Here is a 15,942-nt window from a genome sequence, read left to right as displayed (position 1 = left end):
GGAATAAATTAAATCATTTCCATCATTCCAAGGCGATGCCGACAATGGCGCCCAGCCAGCGCCACCCCGGCCGATGCAATGGACCGTGCCGTGCCGCTTCCCGCGCCACCCTCGTCGGAGTCCCCCATGTCCGCGTCCCTTTCCCGCCGGAACAGGACGGCGTTGTTCGCCGTCTGTCTCGCTTCCCTGATGTTCGGGCTGGAGATCTCCAGCGTGCCGGTGATCCTGCCCACCCTGGAGCGGGTCCTGGGCGGGGATTTCCGCCAGATGCAGTGGGTGATGAACGCCTACACGATCGCCAGCACCACGGTGCTGATGGCTGCCGGCGCGCTGGCCGATCGGTTCGGACGGCGGCGGGTGTTCCTGATCAGCGGCGCGTTGTTCGGCGCCAGTTCGGTGCTGTGCGGTCTGGCCGGCGGCGTGGGCCTGCTGATCTTCGCGCGGGTGCTGCAGGGCCTGAGCGGCGGCGTGCTGCTGATCTGCATGCTGGCCATCCTGTCGCACCAGTTCCGCGATGGGCGCGAGCGTAGCCGCGCGTTCGCCGCCTGGGGCGTGGTGTTCGGTTTCGGGCTCGGATTCGGCCCGCTGATCGGCGGGATGATCGTGGCGATCTCGGATTGGACCTGGGTGTTCCTGGTGCACGGTCCCATCGCGGCGCTGACGTTGCTGCTGGTGCTCACCAGTGTCGAGGAGTCGCGTGATCCCGATGCGCGGCGCCTGGACGTGGGGGGCATGCTCACCCTGTCGCTGGCGGTGCTGGGACTGGCGTTCTATCTGACCCAGGGCGACGCGATGGGTTTCGCGACACCGCTGGCGCTGGCCATCCTGGTGGCATCGTTGGCGTGCCTGGCCGCGTTCGTCGCGGTGGAGCGGCGGATGGAGCATCCGATGTTCGATTTCTCGGTGCTGCGCAACCGCAGTTTTTCGGGCGCGCTGCTGGGATCGATGGGCATGAATTTCAGCTTCTGGCCGTTGATGGTCTACCTGCCGCTGTACTTCCACGGCGTACTGGGGCTGGGCGAACTGCCCTCGGGCATGGCGTTGCTGGCCTATACGCTGCCGGCGCTGGTGTTCCCGCCGCTGGGCGAGCGCCTGGCGCTGCGCCACGGACCCGGCGTGGTGATTCCGGCGGGCCTGTTCACCATCGGTGTCGGTTTCCTGTTGATGCATTGGAGCGTCGGCGTCGCCGAACCGGGATTATGGACGGTGCTCCCCGGCGCGCTGATCGCGGGCATCGGCCTGGGCATCACCAACACGCCGGTCACCAACACCAGCACCGGCTCGGTCTCGCCGGATCGCGTGGGCATGGCGTCGGGCCTGGACATGAGCGCGCGCCTGATCTCGCTGGCGGTCAACATCGCTTTGATGGGATTGCTGCTGGTGCGCGGCGTGCAGACGGGATTGCGGCAGGTGGGCGTCGACACGATGTCGGACGCGGATCTGCGCCCGTTGGCGGAACGGATCGCGGCCGGGGATCCGGCGGGTGATCCCGCCGGCGTGGCGGCGTTGGCGCATGGCTTCGGCTGGATCACCCTCTACGGAGGCGTGAGCGTCTGTCTGCTGGCGTTCGTCAGCCTGATCGTGTTCGGCACGCTGGGCGTGCGCCGGAGGCGGCCGGTGGCCTGCACGGGGTGAGCGCGGGACCGCGTTTCAGTTGAGCCAGCCGTCGATGGCGGCGGCCATCGCACGGCGCGAGAACAGGAAGTCCCAATAGCTGCCGCCCAACTGCCGCCACAACACGGCCGCGCGTACCGCCGCCAGCAGGATGGCGCGAATCTCGGCGACCACGCCCGGCTGTCCCAGGTAGTGCGGATTGCCCTGGACCATCACCCGCGGGCGCAACTGGCTGAGGGTCTCGGCATAGAGGTTGCCGAGCGTGGCGATCACTTCCGGATGGGTGCTGCCGAGTTGCTGCGCCTGTGGCGCGAGCCGGTCCACGCCCTGGCTGACGGCGTCGCCCAGATCTGTGCGGCGGATAAACCGGCGCTCCAGTTGCAGCACCGCCATTCCGAGCCGGGGCAGGGTGTCTTCCTTGTTTTCGCCGATCAGGTAGCCGCGCAGCAGGCGCAGACCCGGATTGAGTTCGGAAACGCGACCGAACACGCCGGCGGCATCGACGGCGTCGATCCGGAACACGCTGTCCAGCGCGGTCTGCACCACGCCGGCTTCGGAGTGGCCGGTCTCGGCGATGCGGCGGACCTGGTGGAGGGCCTGCGCCAGCCCGGCCAGGGCCAGCACGCGTTCGGAAAACTGGTTGCTCAAGCGGCTTGCTCCGCGATTCTTCGTTCCAGGGGGGCGTCGGTGGCGGCGATGACCGCGCCGCCGAGGCAGATGTCGCCGTCGTACAGCACCACCGACTGGCCGGGCGTGACCGCCCGCTGCGGCCGCGCGAATGCGACCTCGAGCCGGCCATCGTCGGTGACGGTCACCGAACAGGGTTCATCGGCTTGCCGGTAACGCGTCTGCGCGGTGCAGTCGAAGCGCGCCGCCGGCGCGCTGCCGGCGGTCCAGTGGGCCTGCTCGGACCACAGCCGCTGCGATTGCAGGTAGGGACTCCGGGTGTCCTGATCGACGTACAGGATGTTGTTGGCGACGTCCTTGCCGACCACATACCAGGGCGCGGCGGGCCGGCCGCGCACGCCGCCGATCTGCAGGCCTTCGCGCTGGCCCAGGGTGAAATAGAAAACGCCGGGGTGCTCGCCGATGCGCTGGCCCTGCGGGTCGCGCATCTCGCCGCGACGGGCCGGCAGGTAGCGGCCGAGGAACTCGCGGAAGTCGCGCTCGCCGATGAAGCAGATGCCGGTCGAGTCCTTCTTGTCGTGCGTCGGCAGGCCCGCGTCGCGGGCGACGCCGCGCAGGTCCTGCTTCTGCATGTCGCCAATCGGGAACAGGGTCGCCGACAACTGCGCCTGGCCCAACTGGTGGAGGAAGTAGCTCTGGTCCTTGCCGCGATCCACGCCGCGCAGCAGCTGCCAGCGGCCGGCATGGAAACCGATGCGCGCGTAGTGGCCGGTGGCGATCTTCTCCGCGCCCAGTTCGCGCGCGGCGTCCAGGAAATGCTTGAACTTGACCTCGCGGTTGCACAGCACGTCAGGGTTGGGCGTGCGACCGGCGGCGTACTCGGCCAGGAAGTGCTCGAACACGCCCTGCCAGTACTCGGCCGAGAAGTCGCGGAAATGGAACGGGATGCCGAGCCGGCCGCATACGGCGACCGCGTCGCGGCGATCTTCCTCGGCACGGCATTCACCGCTGCCGTCGTCGGCCCAGTTCTGCATGAACAGGCCGGCCACGGATTCGCCGGCCCGGACCAGGCGCAGCGCGGCCACCGACGAGTCGACCCCGCCCGAGACACCGACGATGACGCGGGGCGTGCTCATGCCAGGTGGTGGAGCATGTCCAGCGGATAGCGGCGGCCGCCGAGATAGTCCTCGACCGCCTGCCAGACCAGCGGGCTGCGATGCCGCTCGCGGGCCTGCTGCAGCTCGGCCGGGGTCAACCAGTGGGTCTGCAGGATGCCTTCGTCCAGCGTCCGCGCCGGGTCATGGCGCACCGGTTCGGCGGCGAAGGCGAAGCGCAGGTAGTGCCGACCGGTCTCGGTGGCCTTCCACTGGTAGGCGCCGACGAAGGCGGTCAGGCGCACGTCCCAGCCGGTTTCCTCGCGGGTTTCGCGCAAGGCCGCCTCCAGCAGGGTCTCGTCCGGCTCCAGGTGTCCGGCGGGCTGGTTGAACACCAGCCGGCCCTGGGCGCGTTCCTCGACCATGAGCAGGCGCCCGTCGCGCACCACGATGGTGGCGACGGTGACGTCGGGTTGCCAGAACCGGCCTTCGCGGTAGCTCATGGGGGTGTTCCAGTGGGGGCTCAGTAGTCGTCCGAAGCCGGATCCTCGGCCAGTTCCACTTCCATCGCGTCCGCCGAGACGGCGGCGGCGGAAATGGCGTCTTCCAGCAGTTCGGTGCTGGCGTCGGCCGGAATCTTGGCCACATAGACCGCACTGCGCTCCTGCTTGGCCCAGGAGCCGATGATCAACGCGTTGGAGGCGTCCAGCAGGCGGTTGGCGATCACCGCCGGCAGCGAATCGCTCGGCGACCGGTAGGCGTAGGACCACAGCTCGCGGACCCGGTGCTTGCCATAGGTTTCCACGGTCGAGCGGATGTAGACGATCTGGCTGCGCTCGTCGTTGTCGCCGGTGGCCATCAGCAACTTGTAGTCGCCGTCTTCGTCCACCTCGTATTCGTAGCCCAGCGCCTTCAACTGCTTGGCGATGGCCGGGTCGGCATCCGCGGCATGCGCGCCGGACACGCCCGCGAGGGCGGCGACGAGGGCAAGGGCGAGGGCGACTGGTTTCATCGGGTTCAATCCATTGGGGAAAGGGTTAATTGTGCGTGCAACCTCGGTGGGCGTCCAATCCGTATAATCGCGGCATGTCACGCAAGAACGAAAACGAACGCGACCACGGCGTGCTGGTGGAGACCAGTAAGCCCGAAGTGGCGCCGCCGCCGCTCTACCAGGTGGTGCTGCTCAACGACGATTACACCCCGATGGATTTCGTCGTGGTCGTGCTCCAGCAGTTCTTTTCCATGGATCTGGAAAAGGCCACCCAGATCATGTTGCATGTCCATACCCGGGGCCGCGCCATCTGCGGGGTCTATACCCGCGAGGTGGCGGAGTCCAAGGTGGCCCAGGTCAACGAGTTTTCGCGGGTGAACCAGCATCCGCTGCTGTGCACGATGGAAAAATCCTGAGGTTTCGGTGTTGGGGCGCCGTGGGGCCCTTGCAAGGCAACGATTCCTGAACACTGAAATCCGGGCGGGTGATGGAAATCCACCCCTCAGGCCGCATATTGTCGGCATCGGCCCCGGAGGCGACCATGTTCAGCAAAGATCTCGAGCAAACCATCGGCCAGTGCTACAAGCGCGCCCGCGAAGCACGGCACGAGTTCATGACGGTGGAGCACCTGCTGCTCTCGCTGTTGGAGAACCCGTCCGCGCAGGCGGTGCTCAAGGCCTGTGGCGCGGATTCGACCCGCCTGCAGCACGACCTGGAACAGGCCATCGAGGCCTCCGTGTCGCGCCTGGCCGAGGATGACGGCCGCGATACCCAGCCCACCCTGGGCTTCCAGCGCGTGCTCCAGCGCGCGGTCTACCACGTCCAGTCCTCCGGCAAGAAGGAGGTCACCGGCGCCAACGTGCGGGTGGCGATCTTCGGCGAGAAGGATTCCCACGCGGTCTACTTCCTCAACCAGCAGGACGTCACCCGGCTGGACGTGGTGAACTACCTGTCGCACGGCATCGCCAAGCAGGGCGAGGAGGGCGAGGGCCAGGGCGCGCACGAGGGCGAGGCGGGCAAGACCGAGGCCGGCGAAGGCGACGGCAAGGGCGATGCCCTGACCGAGTTCGCCAGCAACCTCAACGACCTGGCCCGGCAGGGCAAGATCGACCCCCTGGTCGGCCGCGCCGACGAGGTCGAACGGACCATCCAGGTCCTGTGCCGGCGCCGCAAGAACAACCCGCTCTACGTCGGCGAGGCCGGCGTGGGCAAGACCGCCCTGGCCGAAGGCCTGGCCAAGCGCATCGTCGAAGGCGAGGTGCCGGACGTCCTGCTGGACGCCACCATCTACTCGCTGGACCTGGGCGCCCTGGTGGCGGGCACCAAGTACCGCGGCGATTTCGAGAAGCGCCTGAAGGGCGTGCTGGCGGCGATCCGGAAAATCCCGGGGGCGGTGCTCTTCATCGACGAGATCCACACCATCATCGGCGCCGGTTCCGCCAGCGGCGGCACCATGGACGCCAGCAATCTGATCAAGCCGGCGCTGGCGTCGGGCGAACTGCGCTGCATCGGCTCGACCACGTTCCAGGAATACCGCGGCATTTTCGAGAAGGACCGCGCGCTGGCGCGGCGCTTCCAGAAAATCGACATCGTCGAACCGACCGTGGGCGAGGCGTTCCAGATCCTGCAGGGCCTGAAGCCCAAGTACGAGGCCCACCACGGCGTGACCTACGCCGACGAGGCCTTGCAGGCGGCCGTCGATCTGTCGGTCAAGCACATCGGCGACCGGCTGCTGCCGGACAAGGCCATCGACGTGATCGACGAGGCCGGCGCGCGCCAGCGGCTGCTGCCGGAAGACCAGCGCAAGGCGCTGATCGACATCGAGGAAATCGAGACCATCGTGGCCAAGATGGCGCGCATCCCGGCCAAGCAGGTGACCTCGTCCGACAAGGACGTGCTGCAGCACCTGGAGCGCAACCTGAAGATGGTGATCTTCGGCCAGGATCCGGCCATCGAGACCCTGGCGTCGGCCATCAAGCTGGCCCGCTCGGGCCTGGGCAATCCGGACAAGCCGATCGGCAACTTCCTGTTCGCCGGTCCCACCGGCGTGGGCAAGACCGAGGTGACCAAGCAGTTGGCGCTGCAGCTGGGCATCGAGCTGGTCCGCTTCGACATGTCCGAGTACATGGAACCGCATTCGGTCAGCCGCCTGATTGGCGCGCCTCCGGGCTATGTCGGTTTCGACCAGGGCGGCCTGTTGACCGAGAAAATCGTCAAGACCCCGCACTGCGTGCTGCTGCTGGACGAAGTCGAGAAGGCGCACCCGGACATCTTCAACATCCTGTTGCAGGTGATGGACCGCGGCGTGCTGACCGACACCAACGGCCGCGAGGCGAACTTCAAGAACGTGATCCTGGTGATGACCACGAATGCGGGTGCGGCACAGGCGTCTCGCCGTTCGATCGGTTTCACCCAGCAGGATCATTCCACCGACGCGATGGAAGTCATCCGCCGCAGCTTCACCCCGGAATTCCGCAACCGCCTGGATGCGGTGGTGCAGTTCCAGGCGCTGGGCTTCGACCACATCCTGCGGGTGGTGGACAAGTTCCTCATCGAGCTGGAAATGCTGTTGCAGGAGAAGCACGTCAGCCTGTCGGCCACGCCGGTCGCGCGCGACTGGCTTGCCCAGCATGGTTTCGATCCGCTGATGGGCGCGCGCCCGATGGCGCGGTTGCTCCAGGACAAGGTCAAGCGTCCGCTGGCCGACGAACTGCTGTTCGGCAAGTTGATCAACGGTGGCCGGGTGAGCATCGACGTGCGCGATGGCGAACTGGTGGTGGAAAGCCAGGCCGAGCCGGAGAAGCTGCTGCCGGTGACGGTCTGAGTCTCGCGAGGCGGACGGCGACGCCTGCCTCGCCCGCACGGGAAAATCCGCGGAACGAAAACAAGGCCGGCGCCCCGGGGCGCCGGCTTTTTTGTTGCCCCGGGGCAATGACTGGCGCTGGATCAGCGGCGCAGACGCGTCTTCTGGCGGGCGAACTCTTCGGCGGTGATGCTCTCGAAGCTGGCGATGTCGCACTTGCCGCGATTGGTGTCGACCCGGCTGCCGGTGGGGCACAGGCGGTTGTCCCGGCCTTCGGCGGTCACCAGCAGACGCGAGGCGAGCGGAAGGCCGTCGCAGGTGCCGCGCAGCTTGACCCGGTAGTGCTGATCGCCATCCTTGAGGAAGAAGGACTGGGTGCCGTTGCGGACGATTTCGTGGCCGGCGGCCAGATCGACGCAGGCGGTGGTCGGGGTGTCGCGAGCCTGGGCGGGCGCGGGCAGCGCCATGGCCAGCGCCAGGGCCAGGGCAGCGCACGACAGGAAACGAGTCATCGGAATCTCCGCTTGGGGTGGGAGCCGCCACCTTAGGTGGGATGGCGTAACCCCGAATCTGGCGGAAGTGCCCCTGACTGAAGACCCGGACGCGGCGCGCAGCGCGACCCTTTGCCGCGCCCGCGCATCCTCGCCGCCGGCCTTGACCGCAAGAACAAAAAAGGGCGACCAAGTCGCCCTTTTTCATCAATGGTTTACCGCAATTATTTCATGCGATAGGTGATACGACCCTTGGTCAAGTCGTAGGGGGTCATCTCGACCTTGACCTTGTCGCCGGTGAGGATGCGGATGTAGTTCTTGCGCATGCGGCCGGAAATGTGGGCGATGATTTCGTGCCCGTTTTCCAGTTTGACCCGGAACATGGTGTTCGGCAGCGTTTCGGTGACGGTGCCTTCAAATTCGATGGAATCGTCTTTCGACATGCAGACCTGTGCAGTGCGGCCGGAGCGGCCGGGGCGATAAAGTCCGCCATTGTACGCCGCCGCGGCGTCTGGCGCAAAAATCCCGTTAATCCCCGGACAGGTCGGCCAGTCGCGCCGCAGGCAGCTCGCCGAAGCGCGCGGTCCAGTTCGCCACTGGCTCGGGAACCTGCACCAGCTCCCGCACCCGTTCCAGGAACATGCCGCGTGGCCAGCGTTGCGCGCCGAGGGTCAGCAGGTGCGGATTCTCCACCTGCGCGTCGATCAGCGGCCAGCCCCATTCGCGCAGGGTGGCCGCCAGGGCGGCGATGGCAACCTTGGATCCGCCGCTCTCCGCGCTGAACATGCTTTCGCCGAAGAACATCCGGCCGATCGCCACGCCATAGAGACCGCCGACCAGGCGTGCGCCATCGAATACCTCGATGGAATGGGCATGGCCCGCCCGGTGCAGGACGCCATACGCCTCCCGCATGGCATCGGTGATCCAGGTGCCGTCCTGGCCCGGGCGCGGCCGCGAGGCGCACTCGGCGACCACCGCGTCGAAGGCGGTATCGGCGTGGACCCGCCAGCTCGATCGGCGCAGCCCGCGGCGGAACCGCGAGGCCAGATGCAAGTGATCGGTCCGGAATACCATGCGCGGATCCGGCGACCACCACAGCAGCGGCTGGCCTTCGGAGAACCAGGGAAAGATGCCACCCCGGTAGGCATTGAGCAGCCGCGACGGGCTCAGATCACCGCCGACCGCCAACAGGCCGTCGGGTTGGCGCAGGGCGAGTTCCGCCGGTGGAAACGGCGCGTCGGATTCCGGGGCGAGCAGGAAAGGGCGCTGGCTCATGCCGGCATTATCGGGGCCAGTGCCGGGCTTCCACCATGCCGGTCCGGATCAGGACGCCGCTGCCTTGAAGGGCGAATGCGCCGACAGGGTGGCGGCATAGCGGCGCACGGCGAGGCTTTCCTCCTCGCACCAGCGGCCGAGCGCTTCGGCAAACGCGGGATCGGCGATCCAGTGCCGGCTGCGCACGAACGCGGGCAGGAAGCCGCGGGCGATCTTGTGCTCGCCCTGCGCGCCCGGTTCGAACGCACGCAGGCCTTCGCGCAGGCAGTACTCGATACCCTGGTAGTAGCAGGTCTCGAAATGCAGGCCGGGCAGGTTGCGGCGGCAGCCCCAGTAGCGCCCATACAGGGTGTCGCCACCGCGCAGGCACAGCGCGCCGGCAATGGGCTCGCCCTGGTGTTCGGCCAGGAACAGCACCAGTTGCCGGGGCAGGGCGCGGGCCAGGTGCCGGAAGAAGTCGAAGGTCAGCGCCGGCGAATTTCCGTAGTCCTGGAAGGTCTGCAGGTAGAAACCGAACATGGCTTCCAGATCGGCTTCGCTGGCGTCATCGCCGCGTACGGTCCGGAACGCGACACCCGCGCGCGCGACCCGCGCGCGTTCCTGGCGGATGTTCTTGCGGTGCTTGTGATCGAAGGCGGCCAGGAAGGTTTCGAAGTCCGCCCAACCGGCGTCGTTGCGCCAGTGGTACTGCACGTCGGTGCGGGACAGCCAGCGATCGTCGAATGCGCCGTCTTCGCCTTCGGGATGGAAGTTGACGTGGACGGAGGACAGGCCGGCTTCCGCCGCCTGCGCGGCCAGCGCCGCAACCAGCTGCCTTTGCCGCGCCGGCGTCGATGCGAGCAGGCGCGGACCGGTCACCGGCGAGTAGGGCACCGCGCACAGCCACTTGGGGAAGTAGTCGCGTCCATAACGCGCATAGGCCTGGGCCCAGGCGTGATCGAACACGAACTCGCCGTGGGAGTTGTTCTTCAGGTAGGCCGGCGCGGCGGCAATCAGCGCGCCGTCTTCCCACAGGGTGGCGTGATGCGGGGTCCAGCCCCAGTCCTCGCGCAGGCAGCCATGTTGTTCCAGCCCGGCCAGGAAGGCGTGCGAGAGGAACGGATTGTGGCCGTCGTGGAGGGCGTCCCACGCGCTGGCGGGGATCGCTGACAGGGTATCGAGCAGGCGCAGGCGGGGCACGGTTTCAGCCGTGGCGGTAGACATCCGGATCGTGCTTCTGCATATGCCGTTCCGGTTGGCTCAGCGGTTCAAACCCCAGGCCCGCATACAGACGCTGCATGTCCCGGGTCACCAGGTGCAGGCGGCGCAGGCCCTGCAGGCGGGGATCGGCGAGCAGCGCGGCCACGATCGCACGCCCATGTCCTTGGCCGCGGTGGGTGTCGCTGACGAAAACATCGGCGACATAGGCGAAAGTCGCCTGATCGGTGACCGCCCGGGCAAAGGCGACCTGCTCTCCGTCGATGAAGCCGCTATAGCAGACGGAATGATCCAGTGCGCGGCGCAGGGTGGCAGCGGGGATGCCCGCCGCCCAGTAGGAATCCCGCAGGAACGCGTGGACCCGCTCGAAGTCCAGCTCCGCCGGGTCCGCGCTGATCCTGAGCATCAGGCGTCCTTGTCGAGGAATCGCTCGGCGTCCAGCGCGGCCATGCAACCGAAGCCGGCGGAGGTGATGGCCTGGCGGTAGTGCTGGTCGGCCACGTCGCCGGCGGCGAACACGCCGGGCACGGTGGTGGCGGTGGCGCCGCCGTCCAGCCCCGACTTGATGGTCAGGTAACCGTTGTTCATCCCCAGCTGGCCCTCGAACAGGCTGGTGTTGGGAGTGTGGCCGATGGCCACGAAGAAGCCGTGCACGTCCAGGTCGCGGGTGCTGCCGTCCTGCACCGACTTGACCCGCAGGCCGGTGACCCCGGCCTCGTTGCCCAGCACTTCGTCCACGGTGTGGTGCCAGACCGGTTCAATCTTGCCGGCCTGGATTTTGGCGAACAGCTTGTCCTGCATGATTTTCTCCGCGCGCAGGGTGTCGCGGCGGTGGACCAGGTAGACCTTGCGGGCGATGTTGGCCAGGTACAGGGCTTCCTCCACGGCGGTGTTGCCGCCGCCGACCACGGCCACGTCCTGGTCGCGGTAGAAGAAGCCGTCGCAGGTGGCGCAGGCGGACACGCCGCGGCCCTTGAAGGCTTCTTCCGAGGGCAGGCCCAGGTACTTGGCGGTGGCGCCGGTGGCCAGGATGAGGGCGTCGGCGGTGTACTCGCCGTTGTCGCCGATGAGCTTGAACGGGCGCTGGCCCAGGTCGGCGGTGTGGATGTGGTCGAAGATGACCTCGGTGTCGAAGCGCTCGGCGTGGGCCTGCATGCGCGCCATCAGGTCCGGGCCCATCAGGCCGTGGGCGTCACCGGGCCAGTTGTCCACCTCGGTGGTGGTCATCAGCTGGCCGCCCTGCTGCAGGCCGGTGATGACGACGGGCTTGAGGTTGGCGCGCGCGGCGTAGACGGCGGCGGTCCAGCCGGCCGGGCCGGAGCCCAGGATCAACAGGCGGCAGTGCTTCGAAGTGCTCATGTATACTCGCGGAGAAGGTGGATTGGCCTTGCGATTGCAACGGCTGGCACGCCATCGCAGGCGACATAGAGTGCGGGTGTGATCAGGTTCGATCAAGGCGCGCGGATGGAATGCGGTGATGCGGAACAACAGGCAAGCGACAGGCCGGCGTCACGCCGGCGATCTGCGACAGGGCGCCACCGTAGCGCCTTTTTTTCTGCGGGCCTTTCGCGGCGCGATGCCGGACCGAACCGATTCCGGGGGCTGAAATTCGCCAATGTTTCGTTTATTATCAAAGACTAATGGCATATTCCTAAGGTCTAATCGAAAGGTGGCGAAGCCAGCACCCGAAAACAGCAAGGGCAAGGGCGCCAACGCGGCGGCGCGCAAGCAGGCCACCGCGGCGGCGAATCCGCGTCGGCAACGCCTGTGGCGTGATCTCGCGTTGATCGTGATCGCGCCGCTGCTGCTTTATCTCTTCGCCAGCCTGTTCTCTTATTCGCCCGACGATCCCAGTTGGTCGCAGGCGGGCAGTCTCACCGCGCCGATCCACAACTGGGGCGGCAAGGTCGGCGCCTGGTTGTCGGCGCTGCTGCTGTCCCTGTGCGGCTACGTGGCGTTCCTGTTGCCGGTGATTCTCGGCGCAGTCGCCTGGATCGCGTTGTTCGGCATGGACACCGATGGCGATAGCGAGGCCGATCTGGGGCCGGCGCTGCGGTTGATCGGCATGGTCGGTTTCCTGATTTCCTCGACCGGCCTGCTGTTCCTGCGCGGCGTGCCCGCCGAGCATTTCTCCGATGGCCCCGGCGGCATCCTCGGCACCCTGGTCGGCAAGTCGCTGCTCAGCGGCTTTGGCGGACTGGGAGGGAACCTGTTCCTGCTGGCGCTGTTCCTGGTTTCGGTGACCCTGGCCACGGGCCTGTCCTGGCTGGCGGTGATGGAGCGCATCGGCAAGGGCGTGCTGGCGCTGCCGGCGATGTTCCGCCGCGGCAGCCAGCAGGCGGCCGAATGGCAGCAGACCCGGGTGATGCGCGAGGAGCGCGAGGAAGTGCGCCGCGCCGACGCGGTCCTGCGCGCCAAGCGCGAGCCGGTGAAGATCGAGCCGCCGCCGGCACCGGTGATCGAAAAGAGCGAGCGCGCCAAGCGCGAGCAGCAGATCCCGTTGTTCCATGGCACCGGCGGCGACGCTTCCGGACTGCCGCCGCTGTCGCTGCTGGACGATCCCAAGCCGCAGGCCAAGGGCTATTCCGAGGAAACCCTGGAAACCCTGTCGCGCCAGATCGAATTCAAGCTCAAGGACTTCCGCATCGACGCGCAGGTGGTCGGCGCCTATCCCGGGCCGGTGATCACCCGCTTCGAAATGGAGCCGGCGCCGGGCGTGAAGGTCAGCCAGATCAGTTCGCTGGACAAGGACATCGCGCGCGGCCTGAGCGTGAAGTCGGTCCGCGTGGTCGACGTGATTCCGGGCAAGTCGGTGATCGGCCTGGAAATCCCCAACACCAGCCGCGAGATGATCTTCCTCAGCGAGCTGCTGCGCTCGAAGGAATACGACAAGTCCGGCAGCGCGCTGACCCTGGCGCTGGGCAAGGACATCGCCGGCCGGCCGACCGTGGCCGACCTGGCGCGCATGCCGCACCTGCTGGTGGCCGGCACCACCGGTTCGGGCAAGTCGGTGGCGGTCAACGCGATGGTGCTGAGCCTGCTGTACAAGGCGTCGCCGAAAGAACTGCGGATGCTGATGATCGACCCGAAGATGCTGGAACTCAGCGTCTACCAGGGGATTCCGCACCTGCTCGCGCCGGTCGTCACCGACATGAAGGAGGCCGCCAACGGCCTGCGCTGGTGCGTGGCGGAAATGGAACGCCGCTACAAGCTGATGAGCGCGGTCGGCGTGCGCAACCTGTCCGGCTTCAACAAGAAGGTCCGGGACGCGCAGGACGCCGGCCAGCCGCTGATGGACCCGCTGTTCAAGCCCAATCCGGATCTGGCCGAGGCGCCGCGTCCGCTGGAGCCGCTGCCGTTCATCGTCATCTTCATCGACGAATTCGCCGACATGATGATGATCGTCGGCAAGAAGGTGGAGGAACTGATCGCCCGCCTGGCGCAGAAGGCGCGTGCCGCCGGCATCCACCTGATCCTGGCCACCCAGCGCCCGTCGGTGGACGTCATCACCGGCCTGATCAAGGCCAACATCCCGACCCGCATCGCGTTCCAGGTCAGCTCGAAGATCGACTCGCGCACCATCCTGGACCAGTCCGGCGCCGAAACCCTGCTGGGCCACGGCGACATGCTGTACTTGCCACCGGGTACCGCGATGCCGGAGCGCATCCACGGCGCATTCGTCAGCGACGATGAAGTGCATCGCGTCGTCGAGCACCTCAAGGCCACCGGCAGCGCCGACTACATCGAGGGCGTGCTGGAGGAAATCCAGACCATGGGCGATGGCGTGGTGGTCGGTCCGACCGGCCTGCCCGAAAGCAGTGGTGGCGGTGGCGACGAAAGCGATCCGCTGTACGACGAGGCGGTGCGCATCGTCACCGAAAGCCGGCGCGCCTCCATCTCCGGCGTGCAGCGCCGCCTGAAGATCGGCTACAACCGCGCCGCCCGCCTGATCGAGGCGATGGAAGCGGCCGGCGTGGTGTCGCCGCCCGAACACAATGGCGATCGCCAGGTGCTGGCGCCGCCGCCGCCGCGCTGAGGCCCGTCCCCCGGAAACCCGTCGATTCCGGGGGCCTGAACACCGGTTCACGCCGGTGTCGCCGGCCGGGAATGCCGATGCGCGCTATTCAGACTCGCCGGGGCACACTCGGCACCGACTCCGAACCCCAATCCCACCACCGCCCATGACCCGCATCGTCCGTCCCGCGCTTCTCATCGCCGCCGCGCTGTTCGCCGGCAACGCCTTCGCCGGCGCCCGCGATCAGCTCAAGAACTTCACCACCGGCCTGAAGGGCCTGGATGGCCAGTTCGTCCAGCAGGTCCACGACGGTGGCGGCAAGCTCAAGGAAACGTCCAATGGCCGCGTCGCGCTGTCCGCGCCGCGCCTGTTCCGCTGGGAGTACAACAAGCCCTACGAACAGTTGATCGTCGCCGACGGCAAGCAGGTCTGGGTGTACGACCCGGATCTGAAGCAGGCCACCGTGCGAGAGCAGGGCGTCGAGGAACAGAACAGCCCGCTGTCGGCGCTGATTGATCCCGGCAAGCTGGACCAGCAGTTCAACGTCAAGGAAACCGGCAGCCAGAACGGACTCGAGTGGCTGACCCTGACGCCCAAGCGCGATGGCGACGCCAATTTCCAGTCCGCGCGGCTGGGTTTCGATGGCAAGGGACTGGCGCAGATGGAAGTGATCGACGCCGTCGGCCAGCGCACCACCATCAAGTTCAGCGGCTGGAAGCGCAATCCGTCGTTCGCCGGCGGCACCTTCAAATATGCGCCGGGGCCGGGCGTGGATGTGGTCGGCGGTTCCTGAGCGACCGTCCAGGCGAGACACCGGAGGGCCGGGTTCCCCAGGAATCCGGCCCTTTTGTTTTGGCGGGCTGGCTCCGGCGCTGCATGGACGCCACGGACGGTAGAATTGCCCGGTGGCGAGATCTCCCAAAACCCGAAATCCGTTTCCGCAGGAAACCGATCTGCTGAGCGTCGATCGCTCGGCGATGCGGCCGCTGGCCGAGCGCATGCGGCCGCGGACCCTGGACGAAATGGTGGGGCAGCGAAGACTGCTCGCGCCAGGCAGCGCGCTGCGGCGCGCGGTGGAGTCCGGGCGCGTGCATTCGATGATCCTGTGGGGGCCGCCAGGCTGCGGCAAGACCACCCTGGCGCTGTTGCTGGCGCAGTACGCGGACGCCGAGTTCCAGGCCATCTCGGCGGTGCTGTCGGGGTTGCCGGACGTGCGCGCGGTGCTGGCCGAAGCGGCGCAGCGTTTTGCCGAGGGACGGCGCACCGTGCTGTTCGTCGACGAGGTGCATCGTTTCAACAAGGCCCAGCAGGACGCGTTCCTGCCGCACATCGAGCGCGGCACCATCCTGTTCGTCGGCGCGACCACCGAGAATCCTTCCTTCGAGCTCAACTCGGCGTTGCTCTCTCGCTGCCGCGTCCATGTCATGGAGGCGGTTTCGGCCGAGGACATCCGGCATGCGCTGCGACGCGCGGTGGAGGACGAGGAGCGCGGCCTGGGCGGGCAGGGCTTGCAGGCCGGCGATGACGCCCTCCGGGAAATCGCTGGCGCGGCCGATGGCGACGTGCGTCGCGCGTTGACCCTGCTGGAAATCGCCGCGGAACTGGCCACGGGCGAAGACAACACCATCACCCCGCAGACCCTGCAGCAGGTGCTGGCCGATCGCACGCGCCGGTTCGACAAGGGCGGCGAGCAGTTCTACGACCAGATCTCGGCGCTGCACAAGTCCATCCGCAGTTCCAATCCCGACGGCGCGCTGTACTGGCTCGCGCGGATGCTGGACGGAGGCTGCGACCCGGTCTATCTGGCGCGCCGCCTGACCCGGATGGCGGTGGAG

The 15,942-nt window shown here is 67.4% G+C and carries 16 protein-coding genes; 6 read left to right on the top strand and 10 right to left on the bottom strand.

Features of this window, described 5'->3' with window-relative positions:
- Nucleotides 1-126 precede the first annotated feature (126 nt).
- Nucleotides 127-1,635 carry an MFS transporter gene (locus tag ACTHN1_RS16900; RefSeq protein ID WP_440472084.1) on the top strand — a complete coding sequence of 503 codons (1,509 nt, stop codon included), beginning with the start codon at nt 127-129 and terminating at the stop codon, nt 1,633-1,635.
- Between the two features lie 15 nt (nt 1,636-1,650).
- Here ACTHN1_RS16900 and hflD read toward each other — a convergent pair whose 3' ends face one another.
- Genes hflD through ACTHN1_RS16880 form a run of 4 tightly spaced genes read right to left on the bottom strand, consistent with a single transcriptional unit; the run spans nt 1,651 to nt 4,347 of the window.
- Complete coding sequence (gene hflD, locus ACTHN1_RS16895; RefSeq protein ID WP_440472083.1) at nt 1,651-2,262, bottom strand: high frequency lysogenization protein HflD; 612 nt, start codon at nt 2,260-2,262, stop codon at nt 1,651-1,653.
- The gene (mnmA, locus tag ACTHN1_RS16890) at nt 2,259-3,377 is read right to left on the bottom strand and encodes a tRNA 2-thiouridine(34) synthase MnmA (RefSeq protein ID WP_440472082.1); all 1,119 of its coding nucleotides are present in this window, start codon (nt 3,375-3,377) and stop codon (nt 2,259-2,261) included. Before mnmA ends, hflD begins: the two co-directional genes overlap by 4 nt.
- A complete protein-coding gene (locus ACTHN1_RS16885) occupies nt 3,374-3,838 on the bottom strand; it encodes an NUDIX hydrolase (RefSeq protein WP_440472081.1) in 465 nt (154 codons plus the stop codon). Before ACTHN1_RS16885 ends, mnmA begins: the two co-directional genes overlap by 4 nt.
- A 20-nt stretch (nt 3,839-3,858) precedes the next feature.
- The gene (locus tag ACTHN1_RS16880) at nt 3,859-4,347 is read right to left on the bottom strand and encodes a hypothetical protein (protein WP_440472080.1); all 489 of its coding nucleotides are present in this window, start codon (nt 4,345-4,347) and stop codon (nt 3,859-3,861) included.
- A gap of 74 nt (nt 4,348-4,421) precedes the next feature.
- Here ACTHN1_RS16880 and clpS point away from each other — a divergent pair, with 74 nt between their 5' ends.
- Both clpS and clpA read left to right on the top strand, forming a co-directional pair.
- On the top strand, nt 4,422-4,742 hold the full coding sequence (gene clpS, locus ACTHN1_RS16875; protein WP_440472079.1) for an ATP-dependent Clp protease adapter ClpS: 321 nt from the start codon (nt 4,422-4,424) through the stop codon (nt 4,740-4,742).
- A gap of 125 nt (nt 4,743-4,867) precedes the next feature.
- Nucleotides 4,868-7,150 carry an ATP-dependent Clp protease ATP-binding subunit ClpA gene (clpA, locus tag ACTHN1_RS16870; RefSeq protein ID WP_440472078.1) on the top strand — a complete coding sequence of 761 codons (2,283 nt, stop codon included), beginning with the start codon at nt 4,868-4,870 and terminating at the stop codon, nt 7,148-7,150.
- Nucleotides 7,151-7,272: 122 nt separating this feature from the next.
- Here the strand turns inward: clpA and ACTHN1_RS16865 are convergent, their stop codons facing one another.
- From ACTHN1_RS16865 to trxB, 6 genes are all read right to left on the bottom strand, one after another.
- Nucleotides 7,273-7,641 carry a hypothetical protein gene (locus ACTHN1_RS16865; protein ID WP_440472077.1) on the bottom strand — a complete coding sequence of 123 codons (369 nt, stop codon included), beginning with the start codon at nt 7,639-7,641 and terminating at the stop codon, nt 7,273-7,275.
- Between the two features lie 203 nt (nt 7,642-7,844).
- Nucleotides 7,845-8,063, bottom strand: a complete 219-nt coding sequence (gene infA, locus ACTHN1_RS16860; protein WP_079726088.1) for a translation initiation factor IF-1 — start codon at nt 8,061-8,063, stop codon at nt 7,845-7,847.
- A gap of 85 nt (nt 8,064-8,148) precedes the next feature.
- Nucleotides 8,149-8,895, bottom strand: coding sequence for a leucyl/phenylalanyl-tRNA--protein transferase (gene aat / locus ACTHN1_RS16855; protein WP_440472076.1), 747 nt, complete (start codon nt 8,893-8,895; stop codon nt 8,149-8,151).
- Nucleotides 8,896-8,943: 48 nt separating this feature from the next.
- Complete coding sequence (locus ACTHN1_RS16850; RefSeq protein ID WP_440472075.1) at nt 8,944-10,098, bottom strand: GNAT family N-acetyltransferase; 1,155 nt, start codon at nt 10,096-10,098, stop codon at nt 8,944-8,946.
- Nucleotides 10,079-10,498 (bottom strand): GNAT family N-acetyltransferase, encoded by a 420-nt coding sequence (locus ACTHN1_RS16845; protein ID WP_440472074.1) that lies wholly within the window; start codon nt 10,496-10,498, stop codon nt 10,079-10,081. Before ACTHN1_RS16845 ends, ACTHN1_RS16850 begins: the two co-directional genes overlap by 20 nt.
- Nucleotides 10,498-11,451: a thioredoxin-disulfide reductase gene (gene trxB, locus ACTHN1_RS16840; protein WP_141452944.1), complete on the bottom strand. Its 954-nt coding sequence runs from the start codon at nt 11,449-11,451 to the stop codon at nt 10,498-10,500. The genes ACTHN1_RS16845 and trxB overlap by 1 nt, the downstream gene beginning before the upstream one ends.
- A 310-nt stretch (nt 11,452-11,761) precedes the next feature.
- Here trxB and ACTHN1_RS16835 point away from each other — a divergent pair, with 310 nt between their 5' ends.
- The 3 genes from ACTHN1_RS16835 to ACTHN1_RS16825 all read left to right on the top strand — a co-directional run.
- Nucleotides 11,762-14,128 (top strand): DNA translocase FtsK, encoded by a 2,367-nt coding sequence (locus ACTHN1_RS16835; RefSeq protein WP_440472073.1) that lies wholly within the window; start codon nt 11,762-11,764, stop codon nt 14,126-14,128.
- A gap of 145 nt (nt 14,129-14,273) precedes the next feature.
- On the top strand, nt 14,274-14,900 hold the full coding sequence (gene lolA, locus ACTHN1_RS16830; protein ID WP_440472072.1) for an outer membrane lipoprotein chaperone LolA: 627 nt from the start codon (nt 14,274-14,276) through the stop codon (nt 14,898-14,900).
- 184 nt (nt 14,901-15,084) lie between these two features.
- A partial coding sequence (locus ACTHN1_RS16825; RefSeq protein WP_440472108.1) for a replication-associated recombination protein A occupies nt 15,085-15,942 on the top strand: 858 nt, incomplete at its 3' end.

Origin of the sequence: Pseudoxanthomonas sp. (genome assembly GCF_051953815.1) — a bacterium.
GTDB lineage: Bacteria > Pseudomonadota > Gammaproteobacteria > Xanthomonadales > Xanthomonadaceae > Pseudoxanthomonas_A.
Note: the sequence above shows the minus strand (reverse complement) of the source record. Positions and strands in the feature narration are given on the sequence as shown.